This window comes from Sanguibacter sp. Z1732, from assembly GCF_051020515.1.
Lineage (GTDB): Bacteria > Actinomycetota > Actinomycetes > Actinomycetales > Beutenbergiaceae > CALKWS01.
The window spans coordinates 867,814-888,764 of the sequence record NZ_CP194857.1 but is presented as its reverse complement, the minus strand read 5'-3'; the positions used below and the strand labels follow the sequence as shown (position 1 = coordinate 888,764).

The following is a 20,951-nucleotide window of genomic DNA, read 5'->3' as shown; positions in this document are numbered from 1 at the left end:
CTCAGCGGCGGGGGAGTACGTGCGCGGCAATCTCGCAGGCATAGTGTTGCGAGGTGGTCATCTCGCCACGGAACCACAGCAGCACCAGGGTGCCGGGATCGCCGGGAGCCACGATCGGGCGCAGATTGTCCACCGAGGAATCCCGCGTCACCGGGGTCCAGGCCCAGGTAGCGCCACCGTCGGCGGTACGGCCGTGGAAGATCTCGTGGTGGGCCAACTCGGACCCGTCGCGCGGGTCGATGTGGGTCGAGGCGTAGACCGAGTCCGCGTCGTAGGGGTCGATCGCGATCAGGCCGGTGTAGTCCTCCTCGCGCGGGAACAGCGCACGCCCGGCCTTGGCGACCTGGTACACGCCCCAGGTTCCGTCGTCGTTGGTGCGGCCGTAGAAGAAGCGGTGGTCGGCGAAGTTGGAGTTCTCCGGTTCGTCGTTGGCGCGGGCGGTGAAGGTGGCCACCACGGTGCCCTCGATGCGCCGGATGTCGGTTGTCCACCCACGCGTCATCCGCTCCCCGTCCCACACCGAGTCGGCGGCGAAGACGGTGGTCAGTTCCGCCTGGTCCGGCGCCTGGCCGGACAGCGCGTGGGGGTCGACGACGGTGCCATCGGAGGCGTGCAGCGCCCCTGCGCTCAGGTACCCGTGGTAGATCGAGTTGTTGTAGTCGCGCGGGTGGTGGTCGGTGGTGAGTACGTCGATCCGGTCGCTGCCGGCGTAGCGGCAGTATCCGTTGACGTAACCGACCTTGGGCCGGTCGAAGAGCTTGCCGGCGAAGGTCCAGGTGTCGCCCTCGTCATCCGAGACCAGGGCACAGGCGTCGTCGTTGATCGCCCGGGCGAAGCAGTACAAGCGACCGTCCAGTGCGTGCAGGTTCGAGTAGGTGACGCCCCGGCCCCCGGTCAACTCGGTCCAGTCGAAGACCTGCTCCGGGCCCCAGGTGGTGGGGTCCCCCGGCTCGCTGACGCGCCACCGGGTGTAGTTGTCACTCTTGTGCTTGGCGTAGACCGCCAGCCAGCGACCGTCACGCCGGCGCCACAGGCCAGGGACGTTGTGGTCATCGGACTCCAGGTTCTCGTGCAGCACCACGATCGTGGACTCACCCGTGCCCAGGTCGGTAACGGTGAGTTCCACGTTCCCGGCTCGGGTCGCACCATCCTCACCCTCGGGCGCGGCCACCGAACCGACCACCAGAACATTGGACTCGGGATCCACCAGGGCACGTTCGTCCTGGTACCAGCACCAGGCGCCGTTGCGGTTCAGGACCCACGGGTCAGCGTCGAACACCGGATCAGCCGCCATTGGGCCACCACTCTCTCGAAAGCTTCGGGAATTTCTCCGATACATGGCGACCGTAGAGCGGGCGTCGGCGCAGGTCAAGTCGGTCCGGCCGGGCCGAACAAATGCGGCCACCCCGGCCCGGTCTGCCTCGGCGCTGCCGGACCCGCTAGCGTGCCGCAAGCCCTTGGATGAGGCTCTCAGCCTCGCTGACCGAGACCGCGCGGGCGCCCTTGCCGGTCCAGTGGCGGATCAGGGCAGGCTCGGCGCGGGTGTGCGCCAGCCCCCGGCGTACCAGTGTCGGCAGGGGTTTGCGGGCTTCGGCGATGTCGCGCAGCAAGCGCAGCCAGAAGGTCTGCACCCGCGGGCGCACCAGGCACAACGCCTCGGCGAGCAGATCGCGTGAGCGCAACTCGTCGATGAGCTCGGCGGCGAAGATGCCTTCGGCCAGGACTACCGGGTGGTCCGGTATCACCAGCCGGGTGGTGCCGGTGCGCCGGGAGGTGGGGATGTCATAGATCGGCAGTTCGGCCTCGCCGTTCAGGCACAACTCCTCCAGCGACTGCACTGCCGCGGCACCGTCCCAGGCCAGTGGGGAGTCCCAGTCCACGCTGCCGAAGCGTTGCGGGAGACCGGGGTGGTCGATGTCGCGGTAGAAGTCGTCCAGTTGCAGTGCGGGCAGGCCGAGCCGGCGCACCAGGGAACTCTTTCCCGACCCCGAGGCCCCGGTGATCAGCACCACCCGGCGGGGTGCGCGCCGGCTACCGCTGGGCAGATCGAACAGTGCCGGATCGGAATCGGCGCCACGGTCGAAGGGCATGGGTGCGATTATCGCCCCTGCCGGCCGCGCATCGGACCGCGCCCGCCCTGCCGGCGGCGTTAGGCTCATCCTCAACCAGCCGCGGGTGCAGGTACCCCGGCCGGCGCCAACGTGAGGAGTGCTTCGATGGTCAAGCGGCGAGTTCCACGGGTTCGTGACCTGGCCCCCCTGCTGCGGTTCAAGCCGCCGGTACTGGACGGTCGCCGTCGTCGGTTGGAAGCAGCGCAGACCATCGCCGACCTACGCGCCGTCGCCCAGCGCCGCACCCCGCGCGCGGCCTTCGATTACACCGAGGGGGCGGCCGAGCAGGAACTGTCGCTGACCCGGGCCCGACAAGCCTTCGAGGACGTGGAGTTCCACCCCTCGATCCTGCGCAACGTGGCCGAGGTGGACACCGACACGACGATCCTGGGCGGGCGCTCGGCGCTGCCGTTCGGCATCGCCCCCACCGGCTTCACCCGGATGATGCAGACCGAGGGGGAGATCGCCGGGGCCGGTGCCGCCGGGGCGGGGGGGGTCCCGTTCGCCCTGTCCACCATGGGCACCACCTCGATCGAGGACGTCGCACTGGCCAATCCCTCCGGGCGCAACTGGTTCCAGCTCTACATGTGGAAGGACCGGGACCGTTCGATGGCCCTGGTGGACCGGGCCGCGGCGGCCGGGTTCGACACGTTGCTGGTCACTGTGGACGTACCGGTGGCCGGGAACCGCCTGCGGGACGTGCGCAACGGTCTGACCATCCCGCCCTCGCTGACCGCGCGCACCGTGGTGAACGCGATCCCGCGCCCGCAGTGGTGGTTCGATCTGCTCACCACCGAGCCGCTGGCGTTCGCCTCGCTGGACCGCTGGTCCGGGACCGTGGCCCAGCTCCTGGACACCATGTTCGACCCGACCGTCGACTTCGAGGACCTACGCTGGATCGCCCGGCAGTGGCCGGGCAAGACCGTGGTCAAGGGCGTGCAGACCCTGGCCGACGCCCACAAGGTGGTCGAGGCCGGCGCGGACGCGATCATCATGCTGTCCAACCATGGCGGGCGTCAGCTCGACCGTGCCCCGGTGCCCTTCCACCTGTTGCCCCAGGTCGCTGCCGAACTGGGCCAGGACGCCGAGATCATCCTGGACACCGGGATCATGTCCGGGGCCGACATCGTGGCTTCGGTCGCCCTGGGTGCGGACTTCACGATGGTGGGCCGGGCCTACCTGTACGGGCTGATGGCCGGCGGTCGCGCGGGGGTGGACCGGATGATCCAGATCCTGCGCGCCGAGATCGAGCGCACCATGCGCCTGCTGGGGGCGGCCTCGCTGGCCGAACTGGAACCGGGGCACGTCACCCAGCTCCAGCGCCTCACCCCCCGCCCGCGCGCCGGGGTGCATCAACAGGCCTGAGCCCGGCTGCCGGAGGTTCGCCCCAGGACGGGGCTGGCGGGGCGGGCGAGCAGCGCCTGGCCGCTGAGCCCGGCCCGGGGCGAGTCGAGTCCGACGACGGAGCCGGGCCCGGGCCGAGCCGGCCCCTGGGCGGGGGTGCTCAGAGCGGCCGGACCGTCAGGTCGGCGTACTCGGCGATCATCGGGGCCATCTGCCGGAAACCCAGGTGCCCCCCGCGCAACGGGTCGCCCCCGGTGCCGCCGTCGTCGTGCCAGTCGAAGATCGGCAGATCGTCGATCGCTAAGCGGACCCGGTCACGTCGGGTGCGGACCGAGATCCGGTACGGCGGATCGGCGTCGGCCAGCGGGGGGAGCGGATCGGCGCCCTGAGCCACCAGGTGGAAGCCGTGGGACTTGCGCAGGTTGGCGGTGTGGAAGCGCCGCTCGCTGTCCCACTTCCGCCGGAAGTAGGACACGTGGTAGGCGTCCAGATCCCCGTGGTGGTACTGCTCGTACGGGCCGGTGCGTGGCGCCAGGGCGGGGTCCAGCACGCTGCGACCGCCGTGACCGGTGGCGTGGAAGAACAGGATGCACAGGCCCTCATCGGCCAGCGGGTAGAAGTCGAAGGAGATCTCCACCTCGGCACCGAAGGGCTGCGGGCACCACAACACGATGTTGGCGTCCTGACCCTCGCCGGGATCGCGTAGGGACTCCAGGCGTAACCGGCCCCTGGGGAAGGACAGTGCGCCGTCTCCCTCGAGGACGAAACGGTCGAGGTCTGCGGCCGAGGCCAGCCGGTTGCGGTAGGTACTGGGCATGCGGGCACTTCCGTTGCTCACGGCCGGTAACCGGCCACCTGCAGGAACGCTGCCATCCTTGCAGCCGCTACCGGTGGGTCCAGCAACAGGCCGGCCCGGTCCGCGAGACGGAACACCTCGATCAGGTGGGCTGCCGAGCGGGCCGAGTGCATGCCGTCCAGCATCTGAAAGCCCGGCTGGTGCCCGTTCAACCAGGACCAGAACGCCACCCCCGCCTTATAGGACTGGGTCGGAGCGGCGAAGATGTGCCGGCCCAGGGCGACGGTGTCCTCAAGGATCCGGCGAGCCCCGTCGTCGTCGGCCGCTTGCAAGGCCTGCAGGGCCGCGGAGGCGGCCGGATAGATCACCGCGAACACCCCGAGCAGGGCATCGGAGTGGTGCCGCCCGTCGCCGAGGATCAGCTCCGGGTAGTTCAGGTCGTCCCCGGTGTACAGGCGCACCCCAGGGGCCCGGCGCGCCAGTTCGGCGCGCAGGTCCATCTCGCGCCGTGCCTCCAGCAGCGAGACCTTGATGCCCTCGATCCGGTCTGCGCCCCTGGCGATGAGGTCGGCGACGGTCCGGTGTGCCTCGTCCAGGTCCTCGCTGCCCCAGTAGCCGGTCAGATCCGGATCGAACATCGGCCCGAGCCAGTGCAAGACCGCCGGTTGGTCCACATCGGCCAGCACCGACTCGTACACCCGGGCGTACTCGTGGGGGTGGGTGGCGACAACGGCCAGGTGACGTGAGGCCATCACGATCACCCGGGCACCGGCGTGCTGGATCACCTCGACCTGGTGGCGGTAGGCATCGATCACCTCGGTCAGGGTGGGTGTGGCATCGGCGGGTAGGTGGTCGGTGTTGGCCCCGGCAGCAATCGTCCCGCCGGCGGCCCGAGCGTGGGCGGCGGAGCGTTCGATGAGTTCGGCGGCGCCGTCCCAGTCCAGCCCCGTTCCCCGCTGCGCGGTATCCATCGCCTCGGCCACGCCGAGCCCGGCGTCCCAGATCCGCTGGCGCATGCCGAGGGTGGCATCCCAGTCGATCAGGGCCGGTGCGCCGGGAACGTTGTCGGCGTCGTGGCGGGGTGCGACCGGGACGGCGGCGTAGGCGGACCGGGCGGTCAGGGGCCCGGTGGGGGTGGGCCAGTGAGTGGGTTCGCGCAGTGTGAGCGGTTTCCAGTTGCCCTCGGGGCCGGGCAGGGACAGGGTGATGTCCGTCGTCGTCATGGCTTGGCTCCTTTCGCGCTGACCGCACCGGTGCGGTCGGCCCGATTCTGCTGCGCCACGCACCTGCGCTGGTCCCGGCCACGGTAGGCCGCGGGGCGGGCGTGTGCCTGCCGAGCCATCCCGGCGCGGCGCGGGGAGTGCGCTGCCCGCCGGGTGCCGAGCCGTAGAATCTGTGTCCTGATGCGTGCGACGTGGCGGGAGTAGGCGATGGTGGCAGGCGGGCGGACCCGGCCGGGGATGCTGGACGTCGCACGTCTGGCCGGGGTGTCGCACCAGACCGTTTCGCGGGTGCTGAACGAGCATCCGAACGTGCGCGAGAGCACCCGCGTCAAGGTGGTGCAGGCGATCGAGGAGTTGGGCTACCGGCGCAACAGCGCGGCGCGGGCGCTGGTGACCCAGCGTTCGGGAACACTCGGGATCGTGACCACCGGATCGGAGCACTACGGCCCCTCCCGAACCCTGGCCGTGGTGGAGCGCGCAGCGCGGGAGGCCGGGTACTTCGTGGCCGTGGCCACCGCCGTACATCCGACGCCGGACATGGTCACCTCCATCTTCGACCGGTTCCTGGACCAGGCCGTGGAGGGCGCGGTGGTGATCGCCCCGACCGAGGAGATCGCGGCGGCCGCCCGCAACGCCTCTGCCGACCTGCCGGTGCTGATGATCGCGGCCACCCCGAAGTGGGAGCCCGGCCAGCACGCCCTCAGCGTGGACCAGGGCGCGGGGGCACGGATGGTGGCCGAGCACCTGATCGAGTTGGGCCACCGTGACGTGGTGCACGTGGCCGGGCCGGTCGATTGGTTCGACGCCCGGGCGCGTGCCCGCGGCTGGCACGCGAAGTTGGCCGAGGCCGGGATCCGCGCCCGCGCCGACCGGCAGGGGGACTGGACCGCCGCGTCGGGGTATGCGATCGGGCAGGCGTTGCTCAAGGACCTGCCCACCGCGATCTTTGCCTCGAACGACCACATGGCGCTGGGGCTGTTGCGGGCCTTCGCCGAGGCCGGCGTGCACGTGCCCGGACAGGTCTCGGTAGTCGGCTTCGACGACGTGACCGGGTCCGATCACTACTTCCCGCCGCTGACCACGGTGCAGCAGGATTTCACCGTGCTGGGCAGGCGTGCGCTGGAGGCGCTGATCGACCTGATCGTGGGGGTTCCGGTGAACACCGAGCAGGTACCTCCGACGCTGGTGCCACGGGCCAGCACCGGTCCGGCGCGCCGGTAAGCCCCACGCCACGGGTCCGCGCTGGTCCGGTCGGGACCGCGGCCGCGGGCGCGCGCCCGCGCAGCGGCTCGGACCCGCGCCCGAGGTTGCGGCGCGCACCCGCGCCCGAGCAGCCCAATTGGATGGTTGTGGCGGACGGGGGTGCCGGGTTGGCGCTGTACGCGCGCAATTGGATGGTTGCGGCGCACGGGGTGCGGGAGCGGCTACCCGCGTGCGGCCTGATGGAGCCGAACAGGTGCGTCATGTGTGACGTGCGGGGCTGGTGCGACGGATCGAGTCCGGATCGTGATCCTGGAACCTTTGACCGTTGAATCGTTTTATTGCTATGTTCTCGCTCACAACGGTAAACGCTGTCCAGCGGCAGGGTCGTCGCTCGGCGGGAGAGTGCCCGACCGAGTCCCAGGTTCGAATCGCCAGTCGGCCCCGGCCCGCGCTCGGCAGACGTGTCACGAAGAGGTGTTTCCAATGGTGAGTCCCACGCAGGCGAAGGCAGACCGCGCCTTCGGCGTGGGCCGTGCGTGGGAGTTTGCCGACGCGGTCCTGTTCACCGCGCTCCTGAACCTGCTGGTGCTCGTGATGACCCTGGCCGGTGGCGTGCTGTTCGGACTGGCCCCGGCGCTGACCGCGGCGGTCACCTGCGCCCGTGCGCGGCTTCGCGGGGAGGTGCACCCCTGGGTGCGCACCTTCGTGCGGCACTGGCGTACCCAGTTCGGCCACGCCAACCTGTTGCAGGCACCTGCGCACCTGGTGCTGGTCCTGCTCGCGGTGAACCAGGTCACCCTGGGTCGCAGCAGCGGTCCGTTGACGATCGTCATCGCGGGTGCCGCCGCCCTGACCCTCGTTTACCAGGTGCTGGTGGTGACGATGGATGCCCACTACGAGGTGCGGCGCCGGGACTGTCTGCGCCTGGCCGGGCAGTTCCTGGTGCGCTTTCCCGGGGCGCCGTTGCTGCTGGCGGCCACGCTCGCCCTGATCGGCGTGGGCACCTACCTGGTCCCGGGCCTGCTCCCGGTGCTGTCCGTCGGGGTGGCGCTGTATCTGTGCACCGCGCTGTGCCTGTCCTTCTTCGCAGCCAACGACCGCGGCCTGGCGGCCCAGCCCGCCGGCACTCCCGATCCCGTCGCCACGGGCATCTCGGCTCGAAACACCCATCAGCACCACCCGGCGGACCCTGCCGCGCAGAACCCTGCGCGCACGCCGGCAGCGACACCCACGATCTGACACACCCCAGACGTCATCGACGGCGTCGACGAGAAAGGAAATCCATGCGTTATCGACACACAACAGCAGTGGCCACTGCGGTGGCCGGTGCACTGGTGCTGGCCGCCTGCGGCGGTGGCAACGGCAACGGCAACGGCAACGGCAATGGAGGCGGTGAGAACGGGGAGGCCGGCGGCAGTGGCGAGGCGGCCTCGCGACGACTCGGTGACCATCATGGCTCCCTTCTTCTCCCCGACCGCGCCCGAGCCCGGGGGCGAGATCGAGGAAGCCCTGACCGACCTGACCGGCGTGGACCTGAACATGCGCTGGGTGCCCAACTCCAACTACGGCGACCAGACCAACGTGGTGCTGGCCAGCGATGACATCCCCGATGTGATGGTCATCCAGGACAAGAGCCAGGGCTTCATCCAGACCGCTGAGGCCGGCGGCTTCTGGGATCTGACCGACTACCTGGCCTCCGGGGACTTCCCCAACCTGGTCACCGAGAACCCCGAGGTGCAAGAGGCCTCCGGGGTGAACGGACAGATCTTCGGCGTCTACCGTGCCCGGGACGTGATCCGCCACTCGATCATCCTGCGGGCGGACTGGATGGAGAACCTCGGTCTGGAGGACCCCGAGACCCTCGACGACCTCGCCGAGATCGCCCGGGCCTTCACCGAGGACGACCCCGACGGCAACGGTCAGGACGACACTTATGGCCTGATCGTTCCGGAGTGGCCCGCGGCAGTGGGCACCGGCAGCCCCTGGGATGCGATCGACGTCTGGCACGGAGCTGGCAACGTGTGGCGCGATGACGGCGGGGAACTGACCGCCACCTGGACCACCGACGAGTGGCGCGACTCGCTGCGCTTCCAGCGCGACCTGATCGACTCCGGCTACGTCAACCCCGACTTCGCCACCATGCCGCCGGAGGACTGGAACCAGCGGTTCATGAACGGCGATGGCGGCATCATCATCGACGTGCAGTCCCGTGCGGCCGAGTTGATCAACCTGTACCGCCAGAACGACCCGGACGACTTCGACTCCTACGTTCGTCTGGTCGGACAGGTGGAGGGCCCGAACGGCAAGTTCTCCCTGCCCACCGCCGGCTACGCCGGGTTCCTGGCCGTGCCGCGCTCCTCGATCGAGACCGAGGAAGAGCTCCTCGCCGTGCTGCAGGTCCTGAATGACCTGAACAGCCCGGAGGCGCAGGTCCTGCTGAACAACGGGATCGAAGGCCACAACTTCGAGGTCGAGGACGGGTACGCGGTGACCGACCCCGACATGCAGGAGTTCACCGACTTCGTCACCGGCGCCTGGGCGCAACTGGGCACCAACGTGGCCGGGCAGCACTTCTACACCCCGCTGCCCCAGACCGACTATGACGTGGAGATCTTCGAACTGCGTCAGGAACTCCAGGAGGAAGACCTGCAAGATGCGGTGTTCAACCCCGCCCTCGGGCTGATCTCGGAGACCTACGTCACCAACGCCACCCAGCTCGACACCCTGATCGCCGACGCCCGGATCCAGTACCTGGCCGGGCAGATCGACGAATCCGGGATGGACGAGGCGGTGGAGCGCTGGCGCTCCAGCGGCGGTGAACAGGTGGACGCCGAGGTGAACGAACTCTACTCCCAAGCAGGCTGATCTCCGCTGGTGGGGGCGGGCGCTGGCGCAGTCCCGCCCCCACCAGGCAGACCACCCACGAAAGGACCCGCGGTGAGGGTTGCAACCCAGACGCCACCCGTGGCGATCGCCCCCGGCCCCGCGCCGGCCCGGCGCCGACGCGGCCTGGGCACCACGATGGTGCGCTACCGGTGGCTGTTCCTGTTGATGCTGCCCGGCATCATCTATTTCCTGGTCTTCCGGTTCTGGCCGATGTACGGAGCCCAGATCGCGTTCCGCAACTACGTGCCGTTCCTGGGCATCGAGGACAGCCCCTGGGTGGGCTGGCAGCACTTCGAGGTGTTCTTCACCAATCCCGATTTCCCCCGAATTCTGGCGAACACCCTCATCATCGCGGCGATGAGCCTGTTCATCGCCTTCCCACTGACGATCGTGCTGGCGTTGCTGCTGAACGAGATGCGGCTGCAGATCCTCAAGCGCACCGTCCAGACGCTGGTCTACATCCCCCACTTCCTGTCCTGGACGGTGGTGGTCTCCCTGACCGGGCTGCTGTTCACCATGGGCACCGGCCCGTTGTCGGCCTTGCTGGACTCGGCACTGGGTGGCACCACGAACTACCTTGCCGATCCGTTCTGGTTCCGGCCCCTGATCCTGCTGCAGGAGATCTGGAAGAACACCGGATGGGGCACCATCATCTTCCTCGCCGCCCTGGCCGGGGTGGACCAGGAGCAGTACGAGGCTGCGATCATCGACGGCGCCGGCCGCTGGCAACGGATGTGGAACATCACCATCCCCTCGATCCAGCCCACCATCATCGTGCTGCTGATCCTGCAGAGCGGGCAGATCCTCAACACCGGGTTCGAGCAGATCTACCTGATGTCCAACGCCCTCAACCGCTCCGTCGCCGACGTGTTCGACACCTACGTGTACTTCGTGGGCATCCAACAGGGCGCCTACTCCTACGCCACCGCCGTGGGTCTGGCCAAGGCGATCGTCGGGTTGATCCTGGTGTTCGGGACCAACTGGCTGGCCAAACGGTTCAACCAGCAGGGGATCTTCTGATGGCACTGCACTCCACCCCCGTCACGCTGCCCGCAGAGCACGACACCTCGCCGGCGGTGCCGCAGCGCCCACGCGCCAACAAACAGCGGTACCGGTTCAACACCCGGGCCGGGAAGGTCTTCGACGTTTTCAACGGCGCCTTCCTGCTCGTCGTGGGGTCGGTCGCGATCCTGCCGTTCCTGTACGTGCTGGCCGGGTCCTTCGCCACCGAGTACGAGATCACCACCCGGCCCTTCTTCTTGTGGCCGAGCGAGTTCATCACCACCTCGTACGAGTCGATCCTGGGTTCGCGGGCGTTCGTGCGCTCCTTCATCACCACCGTGGTGGTCACCGGGGTGGGCACGCTGATCCAGCTGGTCCTGACCGCGCTGATGGCCTACCCGCTGTCGAAGGTGGACCTTCCGGGCCGGCGCACCATCTTGTCGCTGGTGGTCTTCACCATGGTCTTCAGCGCCGGCATGATCCCCACCTTCCTCGTGGTGCGGGACCTGGGCATGTTGAACACCTACTGGGCACTGATCCTGCCGATGGCGATCAACCCCTTCAGCCTGATCATCATCAAGAACTTCTTCCAACAGTTGCCCGATGAGTTGGAGGAGTCGGCCAAGATCGACGGCGCCAACGAACTGCGAATCCTGCGCAGCGTGATCGCACCGCTATCCAAACCGGTGCTGGCCACCTTCGGGCTGTTCTACGCCGTGGGGATCTGGAACGACTACATGTCCCCGTTGCTCTACCTCTCCGACCAGTCGATGTGGACCCTGCAGATGGTGCTGCGCCAGGTGACCGCCGCGGCCTCGCTGACCGCTGACGACCTGGCCACCGACGTGCCGCCCCCGGTCGAGGGCATCAAGTTCGCCGTCATCATCGTGGCCACCATTCCGGTGCTGCTGGCCTACCCGTTCCTGCAGAAGCACTTCGCCAAGGGCATTCTGATCGGCAGCGTGAAGGGGTGAACTCGATTCACCTGGCCGGGGACTCCACCGTGGCCCCGGGGCCCCTGGACGGTACGGGTGTGATCGGTTGGGGCGGCGTGCTGCACGAATTCATGACCCAGCCGGTGCACAACCGCGCCGTCGGCGGGGCCACCACCGCCTCCTTCGAAGCAGAAGGGCGCTGGGCGGACACCCTCGCGGCGATCAAGCCCGGTGATCTCGTGGTGATCCAGTTCGGGCACAACGACCAGAAGGAGACCGAACTGGCCGCGGCGGGCGGCTACCGGAACAACCTGGCTCGGTTCGTCGAGCAGGTCCGCGCCGCCGGCGGTCGACCGGTGCTGGTCACCAGCGCCGAGCGGTGCCTGTTCGACGACGACCGCGACCTGCGCGTCTCTCACGGCGGCTACCCCGCCGCGGTGCGAACTCTGGGCGACCAGCTGAACGCCCCCGTGATCGACCTGACCGCATTCACCCGGTGGCTGTACACGTGGCTGGGAGAGCAGGGCTGTGCCGACCTGTTCCCGCACGCGGTGCCCGAGGGCGGCGAACGCGACACCACACACTTCGGCCTCGCCGGTGCACGTGCGGTGGCCGGGTACGTGGCCCAGCATCTACGTGCCCTGCAGGGCCTGGATGACCAGCATGAACCGATCGGGAAATGGGGAGTGAGTCCATGACCATCCAGCACGTGGACGTACCGTTGCGTTGGCTCGACGATGCGGCACCGGCCAGGTTGCCGGCGGGCGCGACCCTGGGTGTGCCACTGCCACGGGGGGCGGTGCCGGCCCCGGAGGGGCTCGCGGTGATCGACGACGACGGTGCACCGGTCCCGGCGCAGACGTGGCCCCTTGCCACGTGGCCGGACGGGTCGGTCAAGTGGGCGGGCATCGCACTGGGCAGTACCGCGGCACCGGCCGCGGCCTACCGGGTGGTCACCGCGGGGGAGCAGGGAGGCGCCGCCGGCCCTGCCCCGGCGAGTCCGGATCCGGCTGCTGAACGCGCCACGGTGCGCATCGAGCCGGGCGCCGACGAAATCGTGGTGCACACCGGCCCGTTGCGGGTGGTGGTGCCCCGCTCGGGGGCCGCGCTGGTCGGCGCGGTGCACGTGGACGAGCGCCTGGTCGCCACCGGTGCGCACCTGGTCTCAGCACGCCAGGACCACCCCGAACCTGCCCACCGCGACCGGACCGACGCCGTCGGGCACCACACCGAGGTCGAGGTGGAACAGGACGGGCCGGTCCGTGCGGTCCTGACGCTACGCGGACGCCACCGGGACCAGGTCCGGGATGAGGCCGGGCCCGGGGAGCAGCGCCGTGCCTGGCTGCCGTTCACGGTGCGGCTGTACTTCACCGCCGGGGCGCGCACCTTCCGGATGGTGCATACCTTCACCTATGACGGCGATCCGGGGCAGGACTTCCTCGCCGCCCTCGGGGTTCGCTTCGCGGTGCCGTTGCGGGCCGCGTGCCACGACCGGCACGTCCGCTTCGTCGGGGCGCAGCAGGGGGTGCTTCGCGAGGCGGTCCAGGGCCTGACCGGGCTGCGCCGCGACCCCGGTGAACAGGTCCGCCGGGCGCAGGTGCAGGGCCGGCCCACGCCGGACCCGCAAGAGTGGCAACGCGACGTGGGGGACCTGCTCACGTGGGTGCCGCGCTGGCCGGACTACACCCTGCGGCAACTCGGCCCGCAGGGGTACTCGATCGCCAAGCGCACCGCCGCCGACCGGCCCTGGATCGACGTGGCCCACGGGGATCGCGCCGCCGGGTTCGCCTACCTGGGTGATATCGATGGTGGCCTCGGTGTGGGATTGACCGACTTCTGGCAGTCCCACCCCACCGGCATCGACCTGCGCGGCGCCGACACCGACTCCGGTGAGGTGACCGTGTGGCTGTGGTCCCCGGACGCGGACCCGATGGACCTGCGCTTCTACCACGACGGCCTCGGTCAGGAGACCTACCCCCAACAACTCGAGGCGCTGGAGATCACCTACGAGGACTACGAGCCCGGCCTGGGCAGCGCCCACGGGATCGCCCGCACCCACGAGTTGGACGTCGTCGCCTACCCCGCCACCCCGGACCTGACGACGCTGACCGCCGACGCGGCCCACGCCGGGCAGCGCCCCCGGCTGGTGCCCACCCCGCAGGCGCTGGCCCGGGCCGGGGTGTTCGGGGACTGGGACGTTGCGGACCACTCCAGCCCTGCCCGCGCGGAGTTGGAGGAGCGGCTCACCGCGATCGTGGACTTCTACCTGACCCAGGCCGAGGAGCGGTCCTGGTACGGGTTCTGGAACTACGGCGACGTCATGCACTCCTACGACTTCGACCGGCACACCTGGAAGTACGACGTGGGCGGCTACGCCTGGGACAACTCCGAACTGGCCACCGACCTGTGGCTGTGGTCGATGTTCCTGCGCACCGGCCGGGCCGATGTGTTCCGGATGGCAGAGGCGATGGCCCGGCACACCGGGGACGTGGACGTGTACCACTGCGGCGAGCACCGCGGCCTGGGCACCCGGCACAACGTGCAGCACTGGGGCTGCAGCGCCAAGCAGGTGCGCATCGGGTCCCCGGCCTTTCGCCGTCCGCACTACTTCCTCACCGCCGATGAGCACTCGCGCGACCTGCTGCTGGACAAGGCCGACAGCGACGCGGCCCTGGCCGTGCTGGAACCGACCCGGAAACTGCACGGCGACGACGACGCCGCACCGCTGGACCGGAACCGGCTACGGGTGGGACTGGGCACCGACTGGGGCGCCCTGGCCGCGACGTGGTTGGCGAACTGGGAGATCGCCGGAGATGTCGCCGCCAGGGACCGGCTCCTGGGCACGATGGCCGACATCGGGGCCCTCCCGAACGGGTTCCTGCACGGGGAAGCCTTCTACGACCTGGACACCGGGCGCTTCACCGGCCCGGCGCGTGAGGTGGCGGTCTCGCACCTCTCGGCGATCTTCGGGTTGGTGGAGATCTGCTCGGAGTTGATCGACCTGGTGGAGGTGCCCGGGTTCGAGCAGGCCTGGCTGCAGTACTGCCGGCTCTACCTGGCCGACCCTGGCGAGCAGGTGGCCGAGGTGGGGACGGAGCTGAGCGGTAACAACATTCCCGCAGTGGCACTCCCGGCTGCTCGCCTACGCGGCGCACCGGCTCGGTGATGAGACCATGGCCGACCGGGCCTGGGCGGCGTACCGCTCCGGTGGTGAGCACACCCCGATGGACCTGGGGCCGGTGCGCACGATCAGCCCGCCGGAGGTGCTCACGGAGGTCAGCGAGGTGTTCATCTCCACCAATGACGCGGCGCAGTCCAGCCTCGCGGCGATCCAGAATCTGGCCCTGATCGGGCACCGGCTCGACGCAGGGCACGGGCCGGCGGCCTGACCAGCGTCGGCCGGGCGCCCGACCCAGGCTAGTTGTAACGATTCAGCAACGAAAACGATTTCGGGCGAATCGTGACCTGGGTCACCTCTTGCCAGCCTGAATGGATTCAACCTAGCGTGTGAACACCCCCGATGACGGGGATCCGCGAAAGGAAGTCCAATGACTGCAACGTTGCAGAACAACAAGAGAACTCTCATCGCACTCAGCGCCGGTCTTTCGGCCGGCTGGTTCTGGCCGCATGTTCGGGCAGCGCAGCAGGAGACGGGCCGGTGGAGATCGACTTCCTGGTCGACAACCAGCCCCACACCATCGCGCTGGCCGATGCGCTGGTCGAGGCCTTCACCGCCGACAACCCAGATGTCACCATCTCGGTCGACTCCCGTCCCGGGGGTGGCGACGGCGACAACATCGTCAAGACGCGACTCTCCACCGAGGAGATGGCGGACGTGTTCATCTACAACAGCGGGTCGCTCTTCCAGGCGCTCAATCCCGATCAGATGCTCGTGGACCTGAGCGATCAGCCGTGGGTGGCGGAGTTGGACGAGGAGTTCGTCAACACCGTCAGCACCGAGAACGGCACCTACGGCAACGCCTGGGGCGCCACCTTCGGGGGCGGCATCATCTATAACCGCGCCGTCTACGACGAACTCGGCCTCGAGGTCCCCCAGACCTGGGATGAGTTCATGGAGAACAACGAGGTGATCGCCGAGGCGGGGATGACCCCGGTGATCCAGACCTACGGCTCGACCTACACCTCCCAGCTCTTCGTCCTCGCCGACTTCGCGAACGTGGACTCGATGGACCCGGACTGGGCGGAGGAGTACACGGCGAACAACCGCAAGTACGCCGATGAGCCCGCCGTGCAGGCCTTCCGGAACCACGAGGAGGTCTACGAGGCCGGCTACTTCAACGAGAACTTCCCCTCGGCCACCGATGCCGACGGCGCCCGGATGCTCGCCGAGCGCGACGGGGTGCACTACCCGATGCTGTCCAACCTGATCACGCACGTGCGCCAGGACAACCCCGAGGCACTGGAGGACATCGGCTTCTTCGCGATCCCGGCGCAGGAGGCCGAGCACACCCAGGCCACCATCTGGCAGGCCGCCGGCATCTACATCCCGCAGACCACCGAGGGCGCCGAACTGGAAGCGGCCAAGGACTTCGTGGCCTTCATCACCTCCGACACAGGGTGTGAACTCAAGGCGGAGTACCTCTCGATCGCCGGGCCCTTCCCGGGCACCTGTGACCTGCCCTCGGATGCCGCGCCGATCCTGACCGACCTGGAGCAGTACGTCGATGAGGGCCGTACGGCACCGGCGCTGGAATTCCTGTCCCCGGTGAAGGGCCCGAACCTGGAGCACATCATGGTCGAGGTCGGCTCCGGCATCCGTTCGGCTGAGGACGCGGCGGCCTACTACGACGACGACGTGGTGAACCAAGCCCGCCAGCTCGGCCTCGACGGCTGGTGAGTACTGCGGGGACCCGCCCGGGCACCCCGGCGGCCGAGACGCGACGCTCCTGGACCAGGGGGCGCGTGCCGAGGCCGGCCGGGGAGGCCGGCCGGGGCCGGTCATCGGGTGTGTGGCGCCACGCCTATCCGATGTGGTTCTACCTGCCCGCAGGGCTGCTGTACGTCGTCTTCTTCGCCATCCCGACCTTCGCCTCCTTCTACTTCAGCCTGACCCGCTGGACACTGTTCAGCTCGGAGTTCATCGGGATGGAGAACTACGTGCGGTTCTTCACCGAGCCCCAGTTGCGCCAAGGGTTCATCAACACCTTCATCTTCGGGGTCACCACCTCGGGTGCGAAGGTGGTGATCGGACTGGCCCTCGGGGTGCTCCTGGTCTCGAACATCTTGGCCCGGGGCTACCTGCGCTCGGTGGTGTTCTTCCCGGTGCTGGTGTCCACCATCGGGGTGGGCGTGATGTTCACCGCACTACTGGATCCCTTCGACGGCATGGTCAACTCCATCCTGGCGGCCGTGGGGATCGACGGCCCGGGTTGGTTCACCGACCCGAACATCGCGCTGCTGACCATTGCCGGAGTGGACATCTGGAAGGGTCTGGGCATCGCGACCCTGATCTACATCGCCGGCCTGGTAGCCATCCCGCGGGAGTACTACGAGGCAGCCCAGATTGATGGGGCGGGCGCCTGGCAGCAGTTCCGACGGATCACGTTGTCGCTGGTGATGCCGGCGACCGGGACCGTGATCATCCTGTCCCTCATCGGTGGGCTGCGCACGTTCGATCTCATCTGGGCCACCACCGGTGGTGGCCCGGGCTTCGCCTCCGATGTGATCGCCTCAGTCATCTACAAGCAGTACCAGGCCGGCTTCTACGGTCTCTCCACCGCCGGGAACGTGGTCCTGTTCCTCACCGTGACCGCGATCATGGTGCCGATCACGATCATCATCAACCGCAAGGCGGTGGAGCGATGAGGTCGGCACGCAAGTGGACCGGCGGCATCGTCGCGATCGTCGCCTCGTTGATCATCTTCCTGGTGCCGTTCGTGTTCGTGATCCTGCAGGCGATGAAGACCCCCGCCGAGGCCTCCCGGTTGGAGTTCTCCTGGCCGGAGCAGATGGCGTTCGTGGAGAACCTGATCGAGGTGCTCACGATGCGCAACGGCGTCGTGCTGCGGGCCTTCGTCAACAGCACGATCATCACCGTCGCCGCAGTGACCCTGATGGTGATCGTCTCGGCGATGGTGGGGTACGTGCTGCAGCGGCGGGTGAGCAAGATCAACCCGGTGGTGAACTTCTTCGTCCTGGCCGGTCTGATCGTGCCGCCGGCCGTGGTGCCCACGGTGTGGCTGCTGCAGGCGCTGGGTCTGTTTCGCACCATGCCGGGGCTGGTGCTGGTGCAGGCCACCTTCGGGATCTCCTTCTGCATCCTGTTGTTCCGGGCGTTCGTCGGCACCATCCCGAGAGAGTTGGATGAGGCCGCGGTGATCGACGGGTCCGGCCCGGTACGGCTGTTCTTCACGGTGATCCTGCCGTTGATGAAGCCCACCGTGATCACCGTGATCGTCGTGCAGGCGGTCAATGTCTTCAACGACTTCGTCAACCCCCTCTACTTCCTGCCGGGCGAGCGCAATGCCACGGTCCAGTTGACGCTCTTCAACCTGATGCAGCAGCAGGCGGCCACACAGTGGAACCTGCTCTTCGCCAACACCCTGCTGATCACGATCCCCCCGCTGGTCATGTACATCTTCTTCAACCGCCAGATCGTCGCCGGCATGACATCGGGGGCGGTCAAGGGCTGAACTCACTATCCCCAGCGCGGCGCGCCGGGCGCGTCCGCCCCCACTCCGGATCTTCAGCAAGCAAGCAAGGAAGCGAGCATCACGACGATGTCCATTGAGGTTCTATCTGTCCGCATCGAACGCCGCCGGGACGGCCACTACGCCGACACCTCGACCCCGCGCCTGTCCTGGACGGTGCGCACCGACGTGCCGAACTGGAACCAGGCCGGTGCCGAGGTGCGACTGGACGCCGAGCACGTGGTGGAGCTCGACGGCGCGGAGTCGGTCTTCGTGGAATGGCCGTTCGCGCCCCTGCAGCCCCACGGTCGGCACGCGGTGGAGGTGCGGGTACGGGGCGGCGACGGCGAGTTCTCACCATGGAGTGAGCCGGTCACCGTGCGTGCGGTGTTCCTGGGTGAGGGGGAGTGGCGGGCCGAGTTCGTCGGCCTGGCCGAGCCGGTCGGTGAGGCGTGCCCCGGCTGGTGCGGCGGGAGTTCGAGGTGAACGGTGATCTCGCGTCCGCCACCCTGTACGCCACCGCCCAGGGCGTCTACCAGGTCTCGGTCAACGGCAGCGACGTCGACACGGACGTGCTCAAGCCGGGGTGGACGAGTTACCAGTACCGGATCGAACACGAGGCAACCGACGTCACCGACTTGCTCAGCACCGGACGTAATGCCATCGGCATCAGGTTCGCCGGCGGCTGGTTCACCGAGAAGTTCGGGTTCCACGGCGAGGGCCGAGCCTTCTACGGTGACCAGCCGGCCGTCGCCGCCCAGTTGCACCTGCAGTACCTGGACGGCCGCACGGAGGTGCTCAGCACCGATTCGCAGTGGCGCGGCGCAGCCGAGGGCCCGGTGGTGCACAGCGGAATCTACGACGGCGAGCGCATCGATGCCCGCCGCCAGCTGTCGGGCTGGGACCGGCCCGGCTTCGACGACGGTGGCTGGCCGGCCGTGGCGGTGCGCCGGAGCGAGGTGTGGTGCCGGAGCCGATGAGTAGTGAACCGGTGCGTCGCACCGATGAACTCCCCGTCCGGGAGGTGCTGACCACCCCGTCCGGCAAGACGGTGGTGGACTTCGGGCAGAACCTCGTGGGCTGGGTACGGGTGCAGGTGCAGGGAGAGCCCGGGCACGTCATCTCCCTGCGCCACGCCGAGGTGCTGGAGCACGGCGAGTTGGGTGTGCGCCCGCTGCGGCATGCCAAGGCGACTGATGAGTTCGTGCTCTCCGGCGGCCACGACGTCTTCGAGCCGCAGTTCACCTTCCACGGGTTCCGCTACGCCGAGGTGAGCGGGTGGCCCGGCGAGCTCGACCCGAGCGCCCTGACCGCCGTCGTCGTCCACAGCGATATGCGTCGCACGGGGTGGTTCGAGTGCTCCGATGAGCGGGTGAACCGACTGCACGAGAACGTGGTGTGGGGGATGCGGGGCAACTTCCTGTCCATTCCCACCGACTGCCCCCAGCGCGATGAGCGGCTGGGTTGGACCGGGGACATCCAGGTGTTCAGCCCCACCGCCACCACGTTGTTCGACTCCGGTGCGTTCCTGGCTGCCTGGCTGAAGGACGTGGCCGCCGAGCAACGAGGCCTGGGCGGGGTGTGCCCGTTCGTGGTGCCCCAGGTGCTTCCCGATGGCGGGCGTCCCGCAGCCGCCTGGGGTGATGCGGCCACGGTGGTGCCGACGGTGCTGGCCGAGCGCTTCGACGACCGGCGCGCACTGGCCGAGCAGTACCCCTCCATGCGCGCCTGGGTGGACGTCATGGCCGAGCGGGCCGGGGAGAACCTGCTGTGGCAGGGCGACTTCCAGTTCGGCGACTGGCTGGACCCGGACGCCCCGCCGGAGAGCCCCGGCGACGCCAAGACGGAGAAGGACCTGGTGGCCAGCGCGCACCTGATCCGCTCGGCCCGGATCGTGGCCGAGACCGCCGAGCTGCTCGGTGACGCCGACGGGGCATCCCGCTACGCCGACCTGGCTGAGCGGGCCCGGCAGGCGTTCCTCGCCGAGTACTCAGTCCCTGGGCATCGGTTGACCTCGGATACCCAGACGGCCTACTCGATGGCGATCTGCTACGAGCTGGTCGACGGCGAGGCGCGCCAGGCGATGGGAGATCGGCTGGCCGAGTTGGTGGCAGAAGCGGGCGATACTATCCGCACCGGTTTCGTGGGTACCCCGATCATCTGCGACGCCCTGACGAGGACCGGGCACGCTGACACGGCTGGGCGGCTGCTGCTGCAGACTTCGGTGCCATCCTGGCTCTATGCCGTCACGATGGGGGCGACCACCATCTGGGAACGCTGGGACTCCATGCTTCCGGACGGCACGATCAACCCGGGCCAGATGACCTCCTTCAACCACTACGCCTTCGGAGCGGTGGCGGACTGGCTCTACCGGTGCCTGGCCGGTCTGGCCCCGGCGGCTCCGGGTTACCGCCGAATCCGGATCGCCCCGACTCCCGTCGCCGGCATCGACGACGCCTCGGCTCGCGTGGAGACGCCCTACGGGATGGCCGAGGCGGGATGGGTCGTCCGGGACGGGATGCTCACGGTGCGCGCCACGGTGCCGCCGAACACCTCCGCCACAGTGGCGCTCCCGGGCGAGGCCGAACGGGAGGTGGGATCGGGCACGCACGAATGGAGCGTTCCCGACCCGCGCCGCAGCGCCTGAACCCGCAGCGCCTGAACGTTGAAGCCTGCCGCTGCACGCCGAGGACGACGCCCGTCGTCATCGTCGAGTGGCCGGCCCGTCGTCTCCGCCCATGCCCGTCGCTTTCGGTGCTGGGCGGAGGCGATGCGGCCCTGGCGTCGCCGGGACGACGGCG

The 20,951-nt window shown here is 68.9% G+C and carries 19 protein-coding genes; 15 read left to right on the top strand and 4 right to left on the bottom strand.

All coding sequences use genetic code 11. The features are described from left to right. Nucleotide 1 precedes the first annotated feature (1 nt). Together ACRRRO_RS04820 and ACRRRO_RS04815 are read right to left on the bottom strand one after the other, a co-directional pair. Nucleotides 2–1,294, bottom strand: a complete 1,293-nt coding sequence (locus tag ACRRRO_RS04820; RefSeq protein ID WP_424796575.1) for a BNR-4 repeat-containing protein — start codon at nucleotides 1,292–1,294, stop codon at nucleotides 2–4. A 145-nt stretch (nucleotides 1,295–1,439) separates the two neighbouring features. Continuing rightward, nucleotides 1,440–2,090 carry a uridine kinase family protein gene (locus ACRRRO_RS04815; protein WP_424796574.1) on the bottom strand — a complete coding sequence of 217 codons (651 nt, stop codon included), beginning with the start codon at nucleotides 2,088–2,090 and terminating at the stop codon, nucleotides 1,440–1,442. Nucleotides 2,091–2,216: 126 nt separating this feature from the next. On the opposite strand from ACRRRO_RS04815, the gene ACRRRO_RS04810 reads away from it, so the two are divergent. After that, the gene (locus ACRRRO_RS04810; RefSeq protein ID WP_434081147.1) at nucleotides 2,217–3,476 is read left to right on the top strand and encodes an alpha-hydroxy acid oxidase; all 1,260 of its coding nucleotides are present in this window, start codon (nucleotides 2,217–2,219) and stop codon (nucleotides 3,474–3,476) included. 139 nt (nucleotides 3,477–3,615) lie between these two features. Here the strand turns inward: ACRRRO_RS04810 and ACRRRO_RS04805 are convergent, their stop codons facing one another. Together ACRRRO_RS04805 and ACRRRO_RS04800 are read right to left on the bottom strand one after the other, a co-directional pair. Then, nucleotides 3,616–4,272: a DUF1961 family protein gene (locus ACRRRO_RS04805; protein ID WP_424796572.1), complete on the bottom strand. Its 657-nt coding sequence runs from the start codon at nucleotides 4,270–4,272 to the stop codon at nucleotides 3,616–3,618. 17 nt (nucleotides 4,273–4,289) lie between these two features. Continuing rightward, nucleotides 4,290–5,474, bottom strand: a complete 1,185-nt coding sequence (locus ACRRRO_RS04800; protein ID WP_424796571.1) for a DUF993 family protein — start codon at nucleotides 5,472–5,474, stop codon at nucleotides 4,290–4,292. Between the two features lie 207 nt (nucleotides 5,475–5,681). Here ACRRRO_RS04800 and ACRRRO_RS04795 point away from each other — a divergent pair, with 207 nt between their 5' ends. The 14 genes from ACRRRO_RS04795 to ACRRRO_RS04730 all read left to right on the top strand — a co-directional run bounded on the left by ACRRRO_RS04795 (nucleotide 5,682) and on the right by ACRRRO_RS04730 (nucleotide 20,797). Further along, a complete protein-coding gene (locus ACRRRO_RS04795; RefSeq protein ID WP_424796570.1) occupies nucleotides 5,682–6,695 on the top strand; it encodes a LacI family DNA-binding transcriptional regulator in 1,014 nt (337 codons plus the stop codon). A gap of 465 nt (nucleotides 6,696–7,160) precedes the next feature. Further along, nucleotides 7,161–7,916: a YesL family protein gene (locus ACRRRO_RS04790; RefSeq protein WP_424796569.1), complete on the top strand. Its 756-nt coding sequence runs from the start codon at nucleotides 7,161–7,163 to the stop codon at nucleotides 7,914–7,916. Between the two features lie 213 nt (nucleotides 7,917–8,129). Beyond that, nucleotides 8,130–9,542, top strand: a complete 1,413-nt coding sequence (locus ACRRRO_RS04785; RefSeq protein WP_434081146.1) for an extracellular solute-binding protein — start codon at nucleotides 8,130–8,132, stop codon at nucleotides 9,540–9,542. A gap of 72 nt (nucleotides 9,543–9,614) precedes the next feature. Beyond that, entirely contained in the window at nucleotides 9,615–10,583 is a 969-nt protein-coding gene (locus ACRRRO_RS04780; RefSeq protein ID WP_424796567.1) for an ABC transporter permease, read from the top strand. Further along, nucleotides 10,583–11,539, top strand: a complete 957-nt coding sequence (locus ACRRRO_RS04775) for a carbohydrate ABC transporter permease (protein ID WP_424796566.1) — start codon at nucleotides 10,583–10,585, stop codon at nucleotides 11,537–11,539. Before ACRRRO_RS04780 ends, ACRRRO_RS04775 begins: the two co-directional genes overlap by 1 nt. Continuing rightward, nucleotides 11,536–12,198: a rhamnogalacturonan acetylesterase gene (locus ACRRRO_RS04770; RefSeq protein WP_424796565.1), complete on the top strand. Its 663-nt coding sequence runs from the start codon at nucleotides 11,536–11,538 to the stop codon at nucleotides 12,196–12,198. Before ACRRRO_RS04775 ends, ACRRRO_RS04770 begins: the two co-directional genes overlap by 4 nt. After that, nucleotides 12,195–14,666, top strand: coding sequence for a Tat pathway signal sequence domain protein (locus ACRRRO_RS04765; protein WP_434081145.1), 2,472 nt, complete (start codon nucleotides 12,195–12,197; stop codon nucleotides 14,664–14,666). The genes ACRRRO_RS04770 and ACRRRO_RS04765 overlap by 4 nt, the downstream gene beginning before the upstream one ends. Nucleotides 14,667–14,673: 7 nt before the next feature. Further along, nucleotides 14,674–14,889: a hypothetical protein gene (locus ACRRRO_RS04760; protein WP_434081144.1), complete on the top strand. Its 216-nt coding sequence runs from the start codon at nucleotides 14,674–14,676 to the stop codon at nucleotides 14,887–14,889. A gap of 269 nt (nucleotides 14,890–15,158) precedes the next feature. Then, the gene (locus ACRRRO_RS04755) at nucleotides 15,159–16,358 is read left to right on the top strand and encodes an ABC transporter substrate-binding protein (protein ID WP_434081143.1); all 1,200 of its coding nucleotides are present in this window, start codon (nucleotides 15,159–15,161) and stop codon (nucleotides 16,356–16,358) included. Between the two features lie 131 nt (nucleotides 16,359–16,489). After that, on the top strand, nucleotides 16,490–17,326 hold the full coding sequence (locus tag ACRRRO_RS04750) for a carbohydrate ABC transporter permease (protein ID WP_424786417.1): 837 nt from the start codon (nucleotides 16,490–16,492) through the stop codon (nucleotides 17,324–17,326). Further along, nucleotides 17,323–18,153: a carbohydrate ABC transporter permease gene (locus ACRRRO_RS04745; RefSeq protein WP_424786416.1), complete on the top strand. Its 831-nt coding sequence runs from the start codon at nucleotides 17,323–17,325 to the stop codon at nucleotides 18,151–18,153. The genes ACRRRO_RS04750 and ACRRRO_RS04745 overlap by 4 nt, the downstream gene beginning before the upstream one ends. A gap of 87 nt (nucleotides 18,154–18,240) precedes the next feature. Then, complete coding sequence (locus ACRRRO_RS04740; RefSeq protein WP_434081142.1) at nucleotides 18,241–18,636, top strand: hypothetical protein; 396 nt, start codon at nucleotides 18,241–18,243, stop codon at nucleotides 18,634–18,636. Further along, nucleotides 18,633–19,130 (top strand): alpha-L-rhamnosidase N-terminal domain-containing protein, encoded by a 498-nt coding sequence (locus ACRRRO_RS04735; protein WP_434081141.1) that lies wholly within the window; start codon nucleotides 18,633–18,635, stop codon nucleotides 19,128–19,130. The genes ACRRRO_RS04740 and ACRRRO_RS04735 overlap by 4 nt, the downstream gene beginning before the upstream one ends. Continuing rightward, nucleotides 19,127–20,797, top strand: a complete 1,671-nt coding sequence (locus ACRRRO_RS04730) for a family 78 glycoside hydrolase catalytic domain (protein WP_434081140.1) — start codon at nucleotides 19,127–19,129, stop codon at nucleotides 20,795–20,797. The genes ACRRRO_RS04735 and ACRRRO_RS04730 overlap by 4 nt, the downstream gene beginning before the upstream one ends. Nucleotides 20,798–20,951 lie beyond the last annotated feature (154 nt).